The organism is Dysgonomonas sp. Shenzhen-Wh21, from assembly GCF_043392705.1.
Taxonomy (GTDB): Bacteria; Bacteroidota; Bacteroidia; order Bacteroidales; family Dysgonomonadaceae; genus Dysgonomonas.
Genome location: NZ_JAIXHZ010000078.1, coordinates 17,971 through 38,559, shown reverse-complemented (window position 1 = coordinate 38,559; position 20,589 = coordinate 17,971). Strand labels below are relative to the sequence as shown.

General features: G+C 37.8%; 16 protein-coding genes and 1 tRNA gene. 9 read left to right on the top strand and 8 right to left on the bottom strand.

Annotation, left to right across the window (positions count from 1 at the left end; genetic code table 11):
- Nucleotides 1-213: 213 nt before the first annotated feature.
- Together LDB17_RS04940 and LDB17_RS04935 are read right to left on the bottom strand one after the other, a co-directional pair.
- Nucleotides 214-1,440 carry an isocitrate dehydrogenase (NADP(+)) gene (locus tag LDB17_RS04940; protein WP_006843862.1) on the bottom strand — a complete coding sequence of 409 codons (1,227 nt, stop codon included), beginning with the start codon at nucleotides 1,438-1,440 and terminating at the stop codon, nucleotides 214-216.
- Between the two features lie 29 nt (nucleotides 1,441-1,469).
- Nucleotides 1,470-2,354, bottom strand: coding sequence for an alpha/beta hydrolase (locus LDB17_RS04935; protein ID WP_291102741.1), 885 nt, complete (start codon nucleotides 2,352-2,354; stop codon nucleotides 1,470-1,472).
- A 276-nt stretch (nucleotides 2,355-2,630) separates the two neighbouring features.
- Here LDB17_RS04935 and trpS point away from each other — a divergent pair, with 276 nt between their 5' ends.
- The 3 genes from trpS to LDB17_RS04920 all read left to right on the top strand — a co-directional run bounded on the left by trpS (nucleotide 2,631) and on the right by LDB17_RS04920 (nucleotide 6,089).
- Entirely contained in the window at nucleotides 2,631-3,620 is a 990-nt protein-coding gene (gene trpS / locus LDB17_RS04930) for a tryptophan--tRNA ligase (RefSeq protein ID WP_252638405.1), read from the top strand.
- Nucleotides 3,621-3,787: 167 nt separating this feature from the next.
- A complete protein-coding gene (locus tag LDB17_RS04925) occupies nucleotides 3,788-5,140 on the top strand; it encodes a DUF4026 domain-containing protein (protein WP_252638406.1) in 1,353 nt (450 codons plus the stop codon).
- Nucleotides 5,141-5,147: 7 nt separating this feature from the next.
- Nucleotides 5,148-6,089 (top strand): glycosyltransferase family 2 protein, encoded by a 942-nt coding sequence (locus LDB17_RS04920; RefSeq protein WP_252638407.1) that lies wholly within the window; start codon nucleotides 5,148-5,150, stop codon nucleotides 6,087-6,089.
- 8 nt (nucleotides 6,090-6,097) lie between these two features.
- Here the strand turns inward: LDB17_RS04920 and LDB17_RS04915 are convergent, their stop codons facing one another.
- Genes LDB17_RS04915 through LDB17_RS04905 form a run of 3 tightly spaced genes read right to left on the bottom strand, consistent with a single transcriptional unit; the run spans nucleotide 6,098 to nucleotide 9,509 of the window.
- Nucleotides 6,098-6,328, bottom strand: coding sequence for a DUF4834 family protein (locus tag LDB17_RS04915; protein ID WP_252638408.1), 231 nt, complete (start codon nucleotides 6,326-6,328; stop codon nucleotides 6,098-6,100).
- 47 nt (nucleotides 6,329-6,375) lie between these two features.
- Entirely contained in the window at nucleotides 6,376-7,185 is an 810-nt protein-coding gene (locus LDB17_RS04910; RefSeq protein WP_252638409.1) for a DUF4249 domain-containing protein, read from the bottom strand.
- Nucleotides 7,186-7,190: 5 nt separating this feature from the next.
- Nucleotides 7,191-9,509, bottom strand: coding sequence for a TonB-dependent receptor (locus tag LDB17_RS04905; RefSeq protein ID WP_252638410.1), 2,319 nt, complete (start codon nucleotides 9,507-9,509; stop codon nucleotides 7,191-7,193).
- A 487-nt stretch (nucleotides 9,510-9,996) separates the two neighbouring features.
- Here LDB17_RS04905 and LDB17_RS04900 point away from each other — a divergent pair, with 487 nt between their 5' ends.
- The 4 genes from LDB17_RS04900 (at nucleotide 9,997) to LDB17_RS04885 (ending at nucleotide 14,320) form a co-directional block, all read left to right on the top strand.
- On the top strand, nucleotides 9,997-12,279 hold the full coding sequence (locus tag LDB17_RS04900; protein ID WP_252638411.1) for a GH92 family glycosyl hydrolase: 2,283 nt from the start codon (nucleotides 9,997-9,999) through the stop codon (nucleotides 12,277-12,279).
- Nucleotides 12,280-12,394: 115 nt separating this feature from the next.
- Nucleotides 12,395-13,582 (top strand): DUF5009 domain-containing protein, encoded by a 1,188-nt coding sequence (locus LDB17_RS04895; protein WP_252638412.1) that lies wholly within the window; start codon nucleotides 12,395-12,397, stop codon nucleotides 13,580-13,582.
- A gap of 172 nt (nucleotides 13,583-13,754) precedes the next feature.
- A tRNA-Val gene (locus LDB17_RS04890) sits at nucleotides 13,755-13,829 on the top strand.
- 260 nt (nucleotides 13,830-14,089) lie between these two features.
- Entirely contained in the window at nucleotides 14,090-14,320 is a 231-nt protein-coding gene (locus LDB17_RS04885) for a winged helix-turn-helix domain-containing protein (RefSeq protein WP_252638413.1), read from the top strand.
- 31 nt (nucleotides 14,321-14,351) lie between these two features.
- Here LDB17_RS04885 and LDB17_RS04880 read toward each other — a convergent pair whose 3' ends face one another.
- Nucleotides 14,352-15,074 carry a LytTR family DNA-binding domain-containing protein gene (locus tag LDB17_RS04880; RefSeq protein ID WP_252638414.1) on the bottom strand — a complete coding sequence of 241 codons (723 nt, stop codon included), beginning with the start codon at nucleotides 15,072-15,074 and terminating at the stop codon, nucleotides 14,352-14,354.
- Complete coding sequence (locus LDB17_RS04875) at nucleotides 15,071-15,964, bottom strand: sensor histidine kinase (RefSeq protein WP_252638415.1); 894 nt, start codon at nucleotides 15,962-15,964, stop codon at nucleotides 15,071-15,073. Before LDB17_RS04875 ends, LDB17_RS04880 begins: the two co-directional genes overlap by 4 nt.
- Before the next feature lie 427 nt (nucleotides 15,965-16,391).
- Between LDB17_RS04875 and LDB17_RS04870 the strand changes: the two genes are divergently transcribed.
- A complete protein-coding gene (locus LDB17_RS04870; RefSeq protein WP_252638416.1) occupies nucleotides 16,392-17,414 on the top strand; it encodes a hypothetical protein in 1,023 nt (340 codons plus the stop codon).
- 22 nt (nucleotides 17,415-17,436) lie between these two features.
- On the opposite strand, the gene LDB17_RS04865 is transcribed toward LDB17_RS04870, so the two are convergent.
- Nucleotides 17,437-18,174 carry a response regulator transcription factor gene (locus LDB17_RS04865; protein WP_252638417.1) on the bottom strand — a complete coding sequence of 246 codons (738 nt, stop codon included), beginning with the start codon at nucleotides 18,172-18,174 and terminating at the stop codon, nucleotides 17,437-17,439.
- A gap of 81 nt (nucleotides 18,175-18,255) precedes the next feature.
- Between LDB17_RS04865 and LDB17_RS04860 the strand changes: the two genes are divergently transcribed.
- Complete coding sequence (locus LDB17_RS04860) at nucleotides 18,256-20,586, top strand: TonB-dependent receptor (RefSeq protein ID WP_252638418.1); 2,331 nt, start codon at nucleotides 18,256-18,258, stop codon at nucleotides 20,584-20,586.
- The last annotated feature ends 3 nt before the right edge of the window (nucleotides 20,587-20,589 follow it).

Below are 20,589 nucleotides of genomic sequence, written 5' to 3'. Positions count from 1 at the left end.
AAAGTGACAGATATTTTATATATTTTCTACTGTCACTTTTTCTTTTGTTGGGTACAACTAAGTCTTTAATAAAAATAGTTGTCGTATTTTTTCATCGTCTTAGGGGATTTGCAATCCCCATTATTTACTTATCATTGCCCTTAGGATTGCAAATCCTAAGGAACGAGTACTTAATCTATATTAAGATAATTTACTTCCTATTTATTAATAGGATTACACCCCCAACTTTTCTTTCAACCCTTCGGCTATCGCATCCAAGAAATCTTCTGTATTCAGATAATCGCCTCTGTGCATGGTGTCGCCATATACTAGCAAAGCAAGGTCTTTTGTCATCTTCCCTTTCTCTACCGTTTCTATACAGACCTCTTCCAGTTTTCTGGTAAAATCAACGAGCGCCCAATTTTCATCTAGTTTCCCTCTGTGAGACAATCCTCTTGTCCATGCAAAGATTGAAGCTATAGGGTTTGTTGATGTTTCTTTCCCTTGCTGATGTTGGCGATAGTGACGTGTCACCGTTCCGTGAGCAGCCTCAGCCTCCATTGTCTTGCCGTCAGGAGTAAGCAATACAGAAGTCATTAAGCCTAACGATCCAAAGCCTTGCGCTACTGTATCGGACTGAACATCTCCATCGTAATTCTTACATGCCCAAACAAAACCGCCATTCCATTTCAAGGCAGCAGCAACCATATCGTCTATCAAACGATGCTCGTAGGTAATGCCTGCTTTTTGGTATGCTTCCTTATAATCTTTTTCGTATACTTCCTGAAAAATATCTTTGAAGCGTCCGTCGTAAGCTTTCAATATAGTATTCTTTGTAGACAGGTACAATGGATATTTCTTTTGTAACGCCAGCTTGAAACACGAATGAGCAAACCCATAGATAGACTCATCGGTGTTGTACATTGCCAAGGCTACGCCATCCCCATTATAGTCGTACACGGTATGGGTTTGAGGTTCTCCCCCTTCAGGCGTATAAGTAATAGTAAGCTTCCCTTTTCCCTTTGTAACAAAGTCGGTCGCTTTATACTGATCGGCGTGCGCATGACGCCCTATAATGATTGGCTTGTCCCATGTATTCACCAAACGAGGGATATTGCTCATAATAATAGGTTCGCGGAATACTGTTCCGCCCAGTATATTACGGATTGTTCCGTTCGGAGACTTCCACATTTTTTTCAAACCGAACTCCTCTACACGAGCCTCATCCGGAGTGATTGTAGCACACTTGATAGCTACATTATATTTCTTAGTTGCCTCAGCACTGTCTATTGTCACCTGATCGTTTGTAGCATCACGGTTTTCTATACCCAGATCAAAATATTTGAGGTCTACATCCACATACGGGAGTATCAACTTATCTTTTATGTATTTCCATATAATGCGGGTCATTTCGTCCCCATCCATCTCCACAACGGGATTCGTCACTTTTATCTTTTGCATATTGATATTTATTTAAGTGATATTATTATTTATTTTGCTTGTATATCTTTCAGCCACATTTGCAGCAAGGTGAGCATCTGTGTATGATATTTAAAATTCTCTCTCATTCCCCAGCCATGTCCTCCTTCGGGGAATATGTACATTGTAGCCGCAATATTATTCATTTTCAGAGCATCGTAATAGCTGATACTATTGGCGGGTTGCACACTATCGTCATCGTCGCTAAGCAACAATATTGCAGGAGGCGTATTTACATTCACTTGTTTCTCATTCGAAAAAGTATAAGTATCCGCTTGTGAAGCATTCTCTCCCAACAGATTATATTTAGATCCGCCATGTGTAGCTACCTGCATGGTAATAACGGGATAAAAAAGAATGGAAAAGTCGGGGCGTGTACTTACTCCCGATGTGGCAAAATGGGTAGAAGCCGTTGCTGCAAGATGTCCTCCGGCCGAGAAACCCGCAATACCAATTTTATCCGATTTTATTCCCAATTCGGCAGCATGCGACCTTACATAGCGCATTGCTTGCCATGCATCATCTAACGGAATTTCTTTATGTTTGTTCGGCATCCGATACTTGAGGATAATACCTGCAATACCCTGTTTGTTGAGCCATTGTGCAAATTGTACCCCTTCGTGGTCGAAAGCCAGCCCTGCATATCCTCCTCCGGGGCAGATAACGACTGCAGCGCCTGTCTTATTCGCACCATCAGGCAAGTAGACATGAAGCTCGGGAACAGAAACATTGGTAAGCCACCCGCTACCTTTGTCATACTTCTCAGGTTCGGTGATACCGTTAACTGTTGGCGGATTCCCTTCCCATAATTTCACTACTTTTTGTGCACTCATAGACACGGATAAAAACAGAGACAGGATGCCCCCAAACACGAATATTCTTTTGCGCTTCAACATATATCTTTTGATTAATGACATGACATTGTTCAAAGATAAAGAAATTAGGTTTTAAATCAAATACACATCACTGCCTGTTTAGATTTTTTACGGAAGGAATTTTTGAGAATTCTTTCCAAAACTTCTCCTTTCAGCGCTCTTTTGCCATTCCGAGGTACGAAGAACGAAAATTTCACCGTGGAATATTTCATCCATTTGTATTACACAAGTTGTGAATATATACCAACCCGTTTATAGATTTTGACTATATTTGTGCCTTAAAAAAATATTTAAAACATGGAAACAGTACTAAGCGGTATCCGTTCTACCGGAAAACTGCATCTAGGAAACTACTTCGGTGCTTTGAGGAATTTCACAAGAATGCAACATGAAAACAAATGCTTCTTCTTCATAGCCGACTATCATTCGCTGACAACCCATCCCGATCCGAAAATACTACACGGAAACGTAAAGAACGTATTGACAGAATATCTTGCGGCAGGTATCGACCCCGAAGTATCGACAATATACGTACAAAGCGATGTGACCGAAGTATGCGAACTATATTTGCTACTGAACATGCACGCCTATATGGGCGAACTTTCGAAGACCGTTTCGTTTAAAGAAAAAGCCCGCAAACATCCCGATAATGTAAATGCTGGACTATTGACATACCCTACCCTGATGGCTGCCGATATCCTGATGCACAATGCAGACAAAGTACCTGTCGGAAAAGATCAGGAACAGCACTTGGAAATGACACGCAAATTTGCCCGTCGCTTCAACAATATGTATGGTGTAGAGTATTTCAAAGAGCCTGTAGCTTACAACTTTGGAGAAGAGCTGATAAAAATACCGGGACTGGACGGCAGCGGCAAGATGGGAAAATCGGAAGGGAACTGTATCTATTTGGACGAAGATGCTAAGAGCATTGAGAAAAAAGTAAAACGTGCACTTACCGACGAGGGACCAAAAGAACTGAACTCAGTAAAACCGGATTATATAGAAAACCTGTTCACCATACTAAAAGTGGTTTCTACCGACGAAGTAGTGCAACATTTCGAAGACAAATGGAATACATGCGAAATTCGTTACGGTGATCTTAAGAAGCAATTAGCCGAAGATATTATCAAGGTAACAACACCGATACGTGAGCGCATACAGGATATTCAAAACGATGATGCTTATCTGCACAAAGTAGTAACCGAAGGGGCGGAAAAAGCACGTGAAAGCGCACGCAAAACAGTTAGAGAAGTACGTGAAATAATGGGATTTAAAAAATTCTAAGATTTCTCCGAAATAATAAGATGAAAGTCTGAGGATAATTCTCTCAGACTTTTCTTTTTTAGCTGTCACATATTCTTTTTGAATAGTATATACCTACTATTTTTTTCATTAAGTTTGTATATTATATAAATAGAATACGAAAAGAATACTCAACAGAACTTACTAACATGGATAATAGTGAAAAATATAATCTGCTGGCTGAAGGCGAAACGGGGTTAGCCTCGGCAATGGGTATATACCCGAGAAGCAAAAACTTCAAGTTCGATGCTGCGCAGATAGAAAAATCCTTAGCACAAAACTCAGATTTCAATTTAAAATCGTTCAACAAGGTAGAAGTAGATATTGAATACTCAATAATGAGTTTTCATGCCGAAATAGAATACAAAGAAGCTATTTTTAATGTCGATCTATATATCAGCGACACAAAAAATATAAATCTAAACGATTACGGTTTTGCCAATGCTATAGACGAAGAATCACTACAGGCAGCAATGGAACAGGAATACTTCTTGGAGACTTCTCTATACTTCGAACTAAACCCACTGGATTCGTTTCATCTGCAATTAAAAATAATGAACGCCATTGTTCCTGATGCCAGTCTGGTTCTTGACTTCATGTCGTACAGATTATTATCGCCCAAATGGCTAAGCATGACAGCAAAATCGTCTATCCCCCCTTCTCCCGACTATCTATACACGCTGCACTGTGTGTATGACGAAGACGGCGAAAACGGAAACAGACGTTATTGGTTCCATACGCATGGTCTGCACCGTTGCGGGTCGGTAGAACTGGAAATGCTCAACTTCAGTCAGGGTGCTGAGCAAATGAATACGCTGATAAATATGACGGTAAAGAAATTCCTGACCGACCCGGCAAAAGAAAAAGAGAGATTTACCATCGGCTACGACGGCATGGGCATAAACCTCTGCTGGCTAAGATGGGAAGAGGCATTGAAAGATCTTCCTCAAAATATACTTGGAGGTGCGGGCGACCGCGACGAGGTGGACAATGTGCATGCCGAACCTTCGGGCATACTGTTTGCAGTAGAAGACGGCAATATGATTTCACCCGAAATATATACCTCTACTCTTGCCGAGAATCCAATTTACTATATAACTACAGAAGAAACAAACAGGATGAGCGCTTTGGCTAAAGAGCGTTTCGAAGCATTTGCCAATGTGTTCGGCAAAGAACATAAGCAGCCTGAAAAGAAATCATTCTTAAAGAGTTTATTTAACTCGAAAAAAGAAGAGGACGAAGCGGGTTGGACATTCCTTGTTAAGCTGGGACTCACTGTAGATAACCCGGAGTCGGAAACGGACAAAGAACACCTATGGTACGAAGTCATTTCCATAGCAGGAAAGCAGATAGAAGGAAAGTTACTGAATCAGCCTTATTGGATTGCAGGACTCAACGAAGGCGACATAAAAACATACCCATTGGATCTTCTCACTGATTGGGTTATCTATTCTCCGGATAATACATATACCCCTGATTCAATATATTTATTAATAGATTAGATAAAAGATGCAAACACTATCCGTTATTGTCCCCTGTTATAATGAAGAGGCAGTTATACAGGAGTTTTACAGGAGAACAAAAGAGGTTCTAAACTCACTCGATGATGTAGTGGGATATATAATTTTTATAAATGACGGTAGCAAAGATAATACGAGATATATACTCGATCATATAGCATCGCAGGATGATAAAGCGAGAGTTATTCACTTCTCTCGCAACTTTGGGCATCAACCCGCTGTAACAGCCGGAATGAATCTCTGTAAGACCGACCTGGCAGTAATTATTGATGCCGATTTGCAAGACCCTCCCGAATTGATTCCTGATCTCATTGAAACGCAACGTAAGGAAGAAGCCAGCGTTGTTTACTGTGTAAGGAAAAAACGAGAGGGTGAAACTGCTTTTAAGAAAGCGACAGCCAAACTCTTTTACAGAACAATGAATAATCTATCGGAAGTAGAATTCCCGGAAGACACAGGTGATTTCCGACTCGTAGACAGAAAAGCGATAGATGCTTTCAACGGACTAAAAGAGAAAGGAAAGTATATTCGTGGACTTATCAGCTGGATAGGGTTCAAGCAAGTTCCATTCTATTACAACAGGGATGCACGCTTTGCCGGGGAAACAAAATATCCACTAAAGAGAATGCTCTCTTTCGCAAAAAAAGCTCTTCTTTATTTTTCCAAAAAGCCTTTGATGTTATCGATTAGTCTAGGTTCCATCGCTTTCTTTATTGGAATTATTTATGGATTGTGGGTGTGGCTCGGGCATCTTTTGGGCTTCACGAATGTGATTACAGGATGGACTTCTACGATAATTATAATTATATTCTTTGGCGGTGTACAGCTAATAACAATCGGAGTGCTGGGGCAATATATCGGAGTACTCTTTGATGAAGTAAAAAGCAGGCCGGAATATATTATAGATGAAAAGATAAACTTTGAAGAATAACCGATTGGTTATTCTTCTTTTATTTCTTCGTAATTGACATATTCGCCCTCATTTTTCGAGAATTTCTTTTGAGTGGTATCCTCAGCAGTCGACCGTGAATTGTTATTAGTCTGACGACGATTACTCTTAGCCCTATCCGAAGATGGACCAAAGAAACGAATGACCCTGCCCAAAAATATTCCTAAAATAAGGAAACCGAAAAGCCCGATAAGTAATAAGAATCCAAGAAATTTAAACATATAGTTACCAATATTTATAGACTATGAGAACAAAGATACGGAAATTATTATTTATTCATATCGTCTTCGGTGACTGTATAATTAACAAAAACTGAATTGTAAGCCTTAAAACAACCCAATGCACCGCCAACAATATTCGTAAGAGGATTTGTCCCCCCTCCGGCGGCAACACTGCTCAATGATCTGTAGAAAGTATACATTCCCTTATCCAATGTTTGCATCTCAATTCTTAGCTTATCTCCTGCCTTGAGTGCTTCGTCATTATTATCTTCCTTATCAAACAGTAGAATATTTTCCACTTTCAGCCCGTTGCGGTATTTATCGCTATCTAAGTATAAGGATTTCATCGCCTTTTCGTTTACATAGAGTGTTGTATAGTAATAATTCTCTACATCTACAGGATCATAAAATACCACACATGGCGAATAAATAGCCTCGTTGGCTACCGTAACTTTATAAATATAAACACTATCGATGGGTACGACATTGGGAATTTTAGCCTCGGATGTATAAATATTATCTCCTATGGTAACCTTCAATTTATATGTACGTCCTACCCTGCCTACAATTGAAGAAACATAGAAGCCGGCTTCCTGCTGGCTTTCTATAAGTATATCTGCATTATCTTTATCGTCTGTCAATTCGACCTTAGCCCCCGACAAACGGTTATAAGATTCTTTATCATAAAAACCTTTCGTTTGAGTCAACAGCACAAAACACGGTGCCCCTTCTTTTATAGAAGCATCAATTACATCTCTGGGCGGAGCCTGAGCAAGGTCTAGCTGAACAACCTCTTCACATGCCGTGAGCAATGCGAGAAGAAAAATTATATAAAGACATCTATTTATAATAACCATAATTTTCAGAACTTAAAGTTCCACGAAATTGAGGGTACAACACTAAACAAATAAATCATATACGACTCTGACGCTGACCTGTCATCTTCGTTTTGCCTAAAGCCAAACATATAAGTATTTTTACGGGCGTATGCATTATACAAGCCTAAGGAAAGCTCGGATGTATATTTCTTTGTCTTCTTCAAGACACACATAGCCCCCAAATCGAGCCGATGATAAGAAGGGGCTCTATAATGATTCCTGCCTTCGTAATAATATATGGCATGCCCATCGATAACATACTTACCCGAAGGAAATGTCATGGGGCTGCCTGTGGCAAAAACCCACGTAGCCGACAACGTCCACTTTTTGCTCAGTTCATAAATACCGACAGCAGAAATATCGTGCGTACGATCCTGATTGGCTGCATACCATTTACCGTCATTTATCTTATCTATTTTGCGTTCGCTGCGAGACAGGGTATAACCTACCCAACCATTAAAACGACCGTATTTCTTTTTCAGGAAAAGCTCCAATCCGTAAGCTCTTCCTTTACCAAACAAGAGTTCTGTTTCTATAACTTCTTTAGCCCTTACATCTGCCCCATCTTTATAATCTATCTGATTTTTCAGGTCTTTGTAATACACCTCTGCACTAAACTCAAAAATATTATTCTGAAAGTTGCGAAAATAACCCAACGAAACTTGATTCCCCACTTCGGGTTTTATATAATCGGTGTTCGATATCCAGCGATCAATCGGACTAGACAGATTCGATGTAGTGAGTAGATGCAGGTTTTGCCTTGTAAGCGCATAAGCCGCCTTAATAGACGACGACTCGTTTAGCTGATATGCTACCGAAATTCGTGGTTCGATGCTCCAATATGTTTTCAGAAACTCTCCCCTTTTGGTGGCAATTGTATCCTTTATAGACTGATCTTCTTCGTTGAAAGTATAATAGTCGCTTCCGCCCAGCACGCTGAAAGAAGACAGCCGAACGCCATAACTAAATTCCAGTTTATCGCTAAGTTTCATATCGTTAGAGGTATACAGTGTATTCTCCCATGAATAACGATGGGCATACGGCGATACTTTTAGTTGAGAAGGATCTTTACTTACCAATTCTCCGGGTACAATCTGGTGATAGATAGAGTTGAATCCCAAGCGTATCAAATTCTTTTCGTTGGGATAGAATACAAAGTCTTGATTGAAATTAACATCTCTTATCCGCGACATAACATTAAGCCCTGTCGTGAGGTCTACACTTACATTATATTTGTAGTCGGTATACGAAAGAGTGGTGGTCGAAACTTTTTTCGAATCAAAGATATGGTTCCATTTCAAAGCGGCGATTGTATTCCCCCAATCCATTGTTGCTATCTGATCAAGACCTAGTTTGTCCTTTCCATGATAAGCTGTCAGTGTCAGTTTATCTTTATTCGACAAAGCGTAAGTAAGCTTTGCATTCAAGTCGTAAAAGTATAACGTCGATCCTTTTACCTGCTCTACGCCCACCGTACGAGCCAAGGCATCAGCATAAGTACGTCTGGCAGAAACAATAAAAGATGATTTTTCTTTCTGTATGGGGCCTTCTAATGTAAGTCGGGAGGAGATCAACCCAATGCCTCCATTTATGTGATAGTTTTTCAAATCACCATCACGCATGCTCACATCGAGTGTCGAAGACAGCCGCCCTCCATATTGGGCAGGCATAGAACCCTTATAGATAGTCATATTATCTACAGCATCGGAATTGAATGTTGAGAAAAAACCAAAAAGGTGAGAAGGATTATACACTGTTGCATTATCGAGCAGTATAAGATTTTGATCGCTGCTACCGCCCCGCACATAAAATCCGATATTGCCCTCTCCCGCAGTTTGTACGCCGGGCAACAACTGAATTGTTTTCAAAATATCCCTTTCACCAAATAACACAGGGATTTTATTCATCGATTCTATTTCCAATTTTTCGACACCCGACTGCACTCGCTTCACGTTATCGTCCGATTTTACAGCCAATACCTCTATTTCCTTGAGAGATACAATATCTTTTGTCAAAACAATATCCTGAGAGAGATCCTTATCTATTCTGATCTTAAGGTGTTTGGTATCATAACCCAATAGCTTGAATATAACACTATATTCGCCCGAAGGCAATTGCAGAGAGAAGCTACCGGCAGCATCACTAAAACCGGCAGATTGGGTATGCTCTTTTGCAGCGATGGCAACACCGGCGAGCGGAGTATTATCTCCTTCACTATATATTTTGCCACTAAACACATATTTTTTCTGAGAAAAAGCGGCAATGCTAGTAAACAATATAATGACAGTTAAGAGATGATTCATATTAGCTTACTTCATCCGTGGATTCTATATATCAAACGGAACAGAAACTGTCTTATTCTCCAATGACATATTTTGAGGCCGGAATAACACAAAGATAAAATTAAATTATTAAGAACCTGTTTATTTCATTTCGAACAAGCTTTTATTTTTTCTAAAATTATCAAAATTTTCTCTCACCCCTTGCCTCTTTTTAACATTTAAAAAATATGTACCAAAAATGAAATACTTTTCATCTTTACTTCATAAGCAATCAAAGATGGACAATAACATGTTCTAAATACAATTCTGATTTATTTCAAATAGTTAATTCGGCTCAATAAGCCTAAGAACTGGTTAAAAAAAAGCAATAAATCGATTATTCGAATATTTTTTAATTAAAATAAATAACTTTACAATCTCAAATAAATTGCCTAATGATTCTGTCTGTGTTTGCAGGCAAACAATATGTTAATAATTAAATAATTTAATATAGTAATCTAATAGAACAATGACATTTAATTTAATCAGAATGACGAAGGCCATCTCAATATGGCTTATTTTGTGTGGATTTTTAAGTTCTTGTGAGGGGACGAAACAATTGGATGCGACACCAAATCTAACACAGTTTGTCGATCCGTATATCGGAACCGGCGACCATGGACACGTATTTGTAGGAGCAAACGTACCTTTTGGATTGATTCAATTAGGACCAACAAACTATTCGCAAGGATGGGATTGGTGCTCGGGATATCATATTTCAGATTCTACTATTATCGGTTTTGGACATATGCACCTTAGTGGAACCGGCATCGGTGACTTGGGCGATATTTCATTTATGCCTGCAACAGGTAACGTAGTTCTAAAAAGAGGAGATCTTAAAGACCCTAAATCAGGAATATATTCTTTATTCAGACGTGAGACCGAAAAGGTAAAAGCTGGATATTATGCTGTTCACCTCGACAGATTTAATGTTGATGTGGAATTAACCGCAACCAAAAGAGTTGGATTCCACAAATATACATTCCCTCAATCAGACTCAGCAAAGGTAATCATCGACCTACAACATGGTATCGGTTGGGACACCCCAATGGAAGGATACCTTGTTCAAGAAAACGACTCTGTAATATCAGGATACCGCTATTCGAAAGGATGGGCTGTAGATCAACGCATATTCTTCACAGCAGTATTCTCTAAACCAATGAAGCAATTTGTAGTATCAGATTCTACTGAAGTGAAAGCAGGAAATAGCATCAATGCAAGAAAAGCATACGGACAGGTATTATTCGATACAAAGGATAAAGAAAATATATATGTTAAGGTAGCTATTTCTCCGGTAAGCATCGAAAATGCAAAATTAAACATGCAAGCCGAACTACCGGGATGGAACTTTGAGCAAACAATTGCAGATGCAGACAAAGCATGGAACGAAGAGTTGAGCAAAATACAGATAGAAACAAACGATGCTGCCGCTAAACGTGTGTTCTACACAGCTCTTTATCACACAATGATTGCTCCATCCGAATTTTGCGATGTAAATAACGATTACAGAGGTTCTGACGGGCAAATGCACCAGAAGGGAGCTTTCAAGAATTACACTACATTCTCTTTGTGGGACACTTACAGAGCTGCCCACCCATTGATGACTATTATCCATCCTGAAAAGATGAGCGATATCATCAATACAATGCTTACAATATATCAGCAACAAGGCAAGCTTCCTGTATGGCACCTGATGGGTTGCGAAACAGACTGTATGGTTGGTAACCCGGGTATATCTGTTGTGGCAGATGCTATCTTGAAAGGTTATGACGGGTTTGATAAAGACCTGGCGTATGAAGCTATGAAAAAGTCGGCTATGCTGGACGAAAGAGGCTTGAACTATCTAAAGCAGTACGGCTATATCCCTTACGATAAAGGAAACGAAAGTGTTGCTAAAACAATGGAATATGCTATCGCAGACTGGACTATTGCTCAGGTAGCTCAAAAAATGGGAAAAACTGAAGATTACGAATATTTCTTGAAACGCAGTAAAGCATACACTCACTTTTTTGACAAGTCAACAGGCTTTATGAGAGGTCTTTCTTCTGATGGCAAATTCAGAACTCCATTCAATCCGTTCGAATCTGTTCATCGCGAAAACGACTATACAGAAGGAAATGCTTGGCAATATACATGGTTAGTCCCTCATGATGTACAAGGACTTGTAGACCTGTTTGGAAGCAAGGAAAAATTTGTACAGAAACTGGATTCTTTATTCATCGTAGAAGGATCGTTAGGGAAAGATGCTTCTCCTGACATCAGTGGATTGATCGGTCAATACGCTCACGGAAACGAACCGAGCCACCACGTAATCTATATGTATCCATACGTAGGTCAACCATGGAAAACAGCAGAAAGAGCTCGTGAAGTGATGTCTGTGATGTATCATGATCAGCCTGCAGGTCTTTCAGGAAATGAAGACGTAGGACAAATGTCGGCATGGTATGTATTGTCAGCTCTTGGATTCTATCAGGTTGAACCTGCCGGAGGAAAATATATATTCGGTAGTCCGATTGTAGACAAAGCAACTGTGAAGGTTAAAGATGGTAAGGTATTGAACATTGTAGCAAAAAACAACAGTGCTGCAAATAAGTACATCCAGAGTGTAACGCTTAACGGACAGCCTTACGACAAATATTATATCAACTTCAATGACATTATCAATGGCGGTACACTAGAGTTTACAATGGGCGACAAACCTTCCGAAACTTGGGGTACAACTGTAGATGTTATACAAGCAAGTGCGAAATAAGTAAATACGATAATTATTTATATGAGAAAAGCGAGAGTATAAACTTTCGCTTTTCTTTTTTTATATCTTTGTCTTTTAGCAAAATAGAATCTTAATAATTTAACCTGACTACTCTATGACTTCTGTGCCCACGGAAAAACCCAAACGTATAGCATCGATAGATATATACAGAGCTTTGACAATGTTTTTTATGATTTTTGTGAACGACCTGTGGAGTGTGAGTAATGTACCCCATTGGCTCGAACATGCGGCAGCTAATGAAGACATGCTCGGCTTTTCGGACATTGTTTTTCCTTCGTTTCTCTTTATTCTAGGAATGTCTATTCCTTTAGCTATTGAGATAAGGAAGAAGAAAGGTGATTCGAACAGTGGAATTTTGAAGCACATCATTATTCGTTCTATCGCTCTTTTGGTGATGGGTTTGTTTACCGTAAACCTTGAGTCGGGCGTAGCGGCGAGCATGGGCATCAGCAAACCTATATTTACATTGATCATGCTTCTGGCTTTTTTCCTTATCTGGAATGTATACCCAAAAACAGAGAATAGAACAAGGCAAAATTTATATTCCGGATCCAAAATTATAGGTATAGTCATTCTGGCCATATTAGCTTTTATATTTAGAGATGCTGATGGAGGGGTTTTTCAACCTCGTTGGTGGGGCATACTGGGACTTATCGGATGGACATATCTGCTATGTGCCATTTTGTATCTATTCCTAAACAAAAATAAAGGCTACCTCATTGTTGCCCTCTTTGCTTTTATACTACTATGCATTGGCGGGTCGAATCATTGGCTAGGTATTTTTGATGGAATTATCCCAGGCAATGGATGCTTTCATGCTTTTACGATGAGTGGGATGCTCATATCTCTGCTTTTCAATGAATCTGAACTAGGTATCGGCATAAAGAAAAAAATGCTAACATCGACCTTTATTGGTATTATATTCATTCTAGGCGGATTTGCAGCACACAACTTTTGGATTATCTCCAAAATACAAGCGACACCTACATGGCTATTCTTGTGCACAGGAATTTCTATCCTTTTGTATGTATTGATGTACTGGTTGACCGACATCGAGAACAAAGCATCTTGGTTTGGCATTATAAAACCGGCAGGGACAGCCACGCTTACCTGCTATCTGATCCCTTATTTTTTATATGCTATTTTCGTATTAACGTCATTTTCTCTTCCCGAATCGCTGACAACCTCTCCTATCGGATTAGTAAAATGTATCATTTTTGCATTTTTGACTATCGGGATTACAGCTCTATTGGGGAAAATACATATAAAACTAAAAATATAGGGATTTGTCGTATTTTTAGTAAGCAACTGGAAAATAGACCAATAAAAAACAACCTCTGAATAGCGCATCAAAATTTAGATACTTTTTCTAAAAAATGTATGGAAATTGTTTTGTAGAATAAAAAAATTAAATACCTTTGCATCGCATTTGAGAGAAAATGCAACCCCAACAAGGGCGTTTAGCTCAGCTGGTTCAGAGCATCTGCCTTACAAGCAGAGGGTCGGCGGTTCGAATCCGTCAACGCCCACAACAGAAAAAAGACTTACAAGAAATTGTAGGTCTTTTTTGCTTTTATACCCCTCTATTTCTCGATGGTTTTTTTCTCAGTTGAAAAGAAAAATGATATTCAATAAACAAGGCTCCATTTTTATCCTATTTTACTTTTAAGTAGCGGCAAATAGCAACTTGGTATAAAAAATAGAAGCATATGTATAATAGTTAGAATATCAATTATCATATATACTACTTTAGCATTCTACCGACAATCTTAACAGTATATTGTATTACATGAATAAGTTTTATTACACTATGTTGAAAGAAGCGATAAGTATTGATGCAAAATATATACAAGAATTACTTTCCTCTAACAAAGGCTTGACAATTGAAGAATTAGAAGAAATAACTGAATACAGAAATGACTATATATGCCTCGTTCTCGGGTGGCTGTCAAAAGAGGATATCATCAGCTATTGGGAAACAGATGAAGGGTTAGTTATAAAGCTAAACGACAACATATAATTACTGATCTTGATCTCAACACTATATTTATTTATTCAAGATTAAGGGTTCCCCCTGAATATATTGAAAAGAACTCTTTCTTATAGACCTCACCCAATGAGATTTCGTAGCCTCCAATAAATATACTGTGATGATCAAATGATTCTACATAATTTGTATTTACGATATATGATTTGCTTACACGCAAGAAAATATTCTGTGGCATTTTCTGATGAATATTCTTCAAATTCATAGCCGTAATAAGTTTTTGACTGGTCGTATATATAACAACATAATCTTTCAGACCTTCGATATACCTGATATCAGAAAATTTGATTCGATGAAACCTACGTTCTGACTTGATAATTAAAAAATCGTCCGTTCCTCCTTCTATTATACTTTTCTCAGTATCATCCGACAGTAGTTTCTTATAGGTTTCAGCCTTGTTTATGGCCTTTTCCAACCGCTCTTTAGCAATTGGTTTAAGAAGATAATCGATTGCATCCAGCTCATAGCTATCCAATGCATATTGAGAATATGCCGTTGTGAAAATGATCAAAGCTTTCTTTAGTAACTGAGCCGCAAATTCTAACCCTGTCACCATTGGCATCTCTATATCAAGGAAAATAAGGTCTACATCATTATCTTTCAAGAAAGCTAAAGCACTTGGAGCATTAGAGAACTTGCCTAATATTTCTACTTTGGATATTTCTTTTATCTGTGCTTGCAGCTCATCTCTTGCTAGAGGTTCGTCATCTACAATAATACAATTCATAGCGGAATTATCAATTTAACGTTATACTCTTTCTCTGAGACATCAATCTCCAGAGAATGATTTTCTCCATATAAAAGATCCAAACGCCTTTTTATATTCGCAAGTCCCAATCCATTATTTTTTCCTTTTGACGGAATATATTCAGGGTCTATCGAATTAATACAGGTAAAATACAGCTTATCTTTTTCTACGCTTATATTAATCCTAATGTAAGAATCGGTTCCTGCAATATTTACACTGTGCTTTACTGCATTCTCTACAAATGTGGTAAAAAGGTTCGGGGGAATAAATATACTTTTGTAGATCAGAGAATCTTCTTTACTCGGACTAATATCTACTGATAAGTTATCTCTCCTGAGTTTTTCCAAGTCGAGAAAGTTAGTAAGAAAAACAATCTCAGACTTAAGTAATATCTTTTCTTCATTATTCTCATACAGTTGGTATCGAAGAAACTCCGACAGTTTCATTATAACAATGACAGCTTTCTCCGGATCGGTACGCACCAAAGCTTTAATACCATTAAGCATATTAAAGAGGAAATGAGGGTTGATTTGATTACGTAATTCACTTAATTCCATTGTCAATGTAATATTATTCAGTTCCGTTATTTTTTCATTATCATGCACCCATCTTTGAAAGAGTTTTATCATTGTGGTCACCAATATAACAGCTCCGATTGTAATCGTACTTTGATACATATTTCCGTTGCCTGAGGTTTTATCATAATATACATTCTGTACTGGTTCGAAAATATGGTTTAAGAAATATCTCATCGTAAAGAGATCAATGACTACAAGTAAAAGCAGTAGAAATATATAAACGACATATTGGTTTTTGAAGAAGAGTCGGGGAACCAGAATATTCATATTGACATAAAATGTTATTATCATAACAATATATACAAAGAACAATCGGATATATCGGAAAACACCCGAATACTCAGAAAACTGGCCGGAACAAAATATAAGAATAAAAACGCCCAATAGGAGTACTATGTGCCGCAGTAATCGATATCGGTCATTAACCATCAATTGAAGAATCTTTGTGTTCTTTATTACAATCGGTTCGTATCCCATATATCCCCTCGAAATAAAATTTTAAACAAAGATAAAAGAATTACATCCCGTTTATTAAAATATTATACGAAACAACCTGAAAGACATACAAAATCCGAATTAGAAAGCAGATTAAAAAGACTTTAGTATAAAATGAAGCGGGTTTGGTATAAAATAAAAAAAAGGTTTCAGCATTATCTATTTCTTTGCCTCGTGATAATATTTAGTAAGCATTATACTCATCTTATTCAATAGTATATTTATGGAAGTGTCTAAAAGAATGGTCTTAGTCCTCGGCATTCTGATTTTCTCTATTCAATCTTTCTCTCAAAACAATGACAGTATACCTCCAATAGCAAAAGAAGGCTTAAATCCATCTCAGAGAGCTGCGGCTATTGCTGCTGCAAAATTCACAATAGCTCGTCCTTTAAACATCGAATTCACCCGATTGATGCCATATAACTTCACCTTGAAGGATGGGAACAATTCATACCCCGATAGCAAGGTCAAAGGACTATCTCAAGCAAAGATTAATGCCAATATCAACATTATACAGAAAAAGAATTGGCTTTTCGGAACTACTCTCGGATACAATTATATCTCGGTAAAGGCTGATATGACAGAGCCTTTTTCGCAAACGAGAAAGAATATAGATAATGATTTTCATTATTTCCATGCAGCAGCTAATCTAGCTTACATCTCAACTTTGTTCAAAAAAAGGACAGTTTTTACCTCCAGTATAATTGTTGATGGTAGCGAAAAGCATTTTGAACGACTAAGAGGGTTACTTACAGGAACAATGATAGTTAAAGCTAATGAACGGACAAAAATGAGTATTGGTTTTGCAATTCCTATCGATCCACTGTCTGAGGTACCTTTCATTCCTACTTTCTCATATGAACATAAACTCAGAAACGGGCTTATAGTGGATATTATCCTTCCCAAAAACGTGTATCTGAGAAAACATGTCTTTAGTAATGGCAGACTTTCACTAGGTGCAGAAATGGACGGTGCAACCTTTTATCTTTATAATATAGACGGTACAGACCAAAAGTACCAGTACAGGCAATTGGATATCAATTCGGGATTAGTTTATGAACACCTTATTGCAAACTCATTTCTGGTCACAGGCAAAACAGGAGTACGATTCACTCCGTCAGGCAGACTATTCAGAAAGCAGGATTCATATAGTGACCCTGTCTTGAAAGTGAGTGCTGATGGAGCATTTTATGTTTATATTGGGATATCATTTAGTCCGTCTTCGCTTATTGGTAAGAAAAAATAATATTCAATTAGCTTAATTTAAATTAGCTGATCAGTCCTAATGCAGATGCATACTTAACAGCCTCCATAGAATTATTTACATCTAACTTCTCTAATATTCTTTGTCGATGCGTATTAACGGTGTGGACACTAATAAACAACTGTTCTGAAATTTCCTTGCTCAGTAAGCCTTCTTTTATTAACTGTAGAACAGCTATCTCTCTAGTGGTAAGATCCGATACTTTTGGGGATAATAGGTTTTCAATAGGGAAAAACGTATTTTCTTTTACATTTAAGATATGGCCTCTCACCGTTTTAAAAGAGCTCTGGTCTGGAGATAAATCCAAAACACTTAACGATAACCATGCATTTCCCGACTTATCTTTTTCCAATAAGGTGTATTGTTCCACCACTCTCACATACTGACCGATAGCATTGCAAATACGAAACTCCGTGATCATTTTATAATCCTGTAAGTTTTCTTTATTCGCATGTAAAAATTTGAGCGCTGCAATACCGTTTCTTGTTAAAGAACGTAAATCGTCAGGATGCACACGTTCATCTATACCTTCTTTACAATCGCCAAATATTCCTCCAAAATTGAACGATGTATATACATGCTTCCTCTTATACATATCAAAAACCGTTATCCCGCTATTCGACACTCTAGCCAAATGAGAGAGCATTTGCTTATGATATTCGAGTAGAGAGTAATCAAGATCAGCTTCATTAAAACTCTGCAATGATAAAAGTCGTGCATGTTCCTTCTGTAAATCTTCCATACGGGCAATATAATGATAAATCAGTATTGATCTCCTAAGGGACAGTTTCTTCCTTTGTACAAAACAAAAGTAGGTAAAATCATGAACAAAACGTTATTATTTCTTTTATTAAACGTCCTGTCGTTAGGTATATTATATGCACAATCATCTCAGAATATACGAGGTATGGTATATGACAAAGAATCGAATAACCCTATTGAATATGCAACTGTAGCTGTACTAAATAGCAAAATCCCCTTAGGTGTAAGTACAGATAGCTTAGGACAATTTAAAATACAAAATGTTCCGATAGGGCGTTATGATATTCAGGTAACATTAATCGGCTATAATCCTATTATAATAAAAGAGCAACTACTGTCTTCGTCTAAAGAATTGTATCTGGAAATTGCAATGGTTGAAAACTTGAAACAACTTGATGAGATTGTTGTCACTCCTCAGATAAATAAGTCACAACCCTTAAATAATATGGCATTAGGCAGTGCCCGTATGTTGAGCGTAGAAGAAGCAAGCCGGTATGCAAGAGGGTTCGATGATCCCGCAAGATTAGCAACATCTTTTGCCGGTGTAACGAGTAGTGTAGGGAATAATGGTATTGTTGTCAGAGGAAATGCACCTAAATTTCTACAATGGAGAATGGAAGATGTTGAAATCCCCAATCCGAACCACTTTGCAGAAGTAACTACTTTCGGAGGTGGAGGGCTATCGGCATTAAGCAGTTTTGTGCTAGGTAATTCTGATTTTATGACAGGAGCATTCCCTGCTGAATATTCAAATGCTTTATCAGGGGTATTGGATATGAATTTACGGACAGGAAACAATCAGAAACGGGAAAATACAGTACAACTCGGTTTAGTAGGAATAGATATTGCTTCCGAAGGTCCATTCAAAAAAGGGAGCAATTCTTCTTATATATTCAATTACCGGTATTCAACACTAGGACTGCTCTCTTCTATGCTACCCGAAGATGCAGAGAATACAAAGTATCAGGACTTGTCTTTTAAACTTAATTTTCCAACAAAAAAAGCTGGTATATTTTCTATCTGGGGAGTGGGCTTGATTGATCGCTCGGGGCAAAAGGCAGAAACCGACCCTAGTAAATGGGAATATATTCAGGATAAAGAAGATCAGGATGTGAAACAATATATGGGAGTTTTTGGTCTGAATCACAAACTAAGAGTGTGGAACAATGCAACCCTTAAAACAACTTTGGCTACTACTGTTAGCGGTCTTGATATGCATACTGAAAGGATGAATGCTAATGTAAAACCTATTCCACAAAACTTAATCAAATCTACTAATTGGAATTTTGTATTCGCTTCATCGCTAAATAAGAAATATAGTAGGATACATACCAATAAAACAGGCCTAAGGGTTACAGGGCTTAAATATAATCTGTTATTAGAAGAAGCCACACATCAACAGCCAATGAATACCATAACCAATGAATCAGGTTTCAGTTCTTTACTATCAGCATATACTAATTCATCTTTACAATTTTCGGACAAATGGACACTTAATCTTGGTATCAATACGCAATTATTCACACTCAATAATAATTATACAATAGAACCTAGAGCAGCATTATCATGGAAATTTAGACCAAATCAATCTTTAGCTCTTTCTTATGGACTACATAGCAGATTAGAAATGTTGAATTACTACTTTACTAAATCGAAAGAGGGAGAACTCATTAACAAGAATATGGATTTTACAAAAGCTCATCATATAGTCCTGTCTTATGATCTTAATATTGGAAATGATTATCATCTAAAAATCGAACCTTATTTTCAACAACTATACAGTGTTCCTATTATAAGCGATAGTACATTTTCGTTTATAAATCTTCAAAATGACTGGTTCATAACCGATAAGCTTTCGAATAAGGGAAAAGGAGTGAATTATGGTATTGATATAACCTTTGAACGGTATATGTCAGAAGGTTATTACTATATGCTCACCGGATCTCTCTTCGATTCTCGTTACAAAGTAGGAGATAATAAATGGAGAAACACAAGATACAACAGAAAATTTGTATTCAACGTATTAGCAGGAAAAGAGTGGATGGTAGGACGCAGTAAACAAAATATGTTCAATGCTAATATTCGATTATCTTATCAAGGAGGAGACAGATACTCACCTGTCAATCTGGATGCATCTCAGAAAGAGGAAGATGCTATTTATGATGAGAGTAAAGCCTTCTCGAAACAGTTATCCCCGGCATTTCTGTTACACTTTAATGTAAGCTACAAAATTAACAAAAAGAGTTTATCTCATGAGTTTGCCATTAAAGTGCTAAATGCAACTAGTTGCAAAGACTACCAAGGTCATCGCTACAACTTTAAGACACATTTGGTAGATCCCGAAAGAGAAGCTATTATTATCCCAAACATTAGTTATAAGATTGAATTTTAGGCT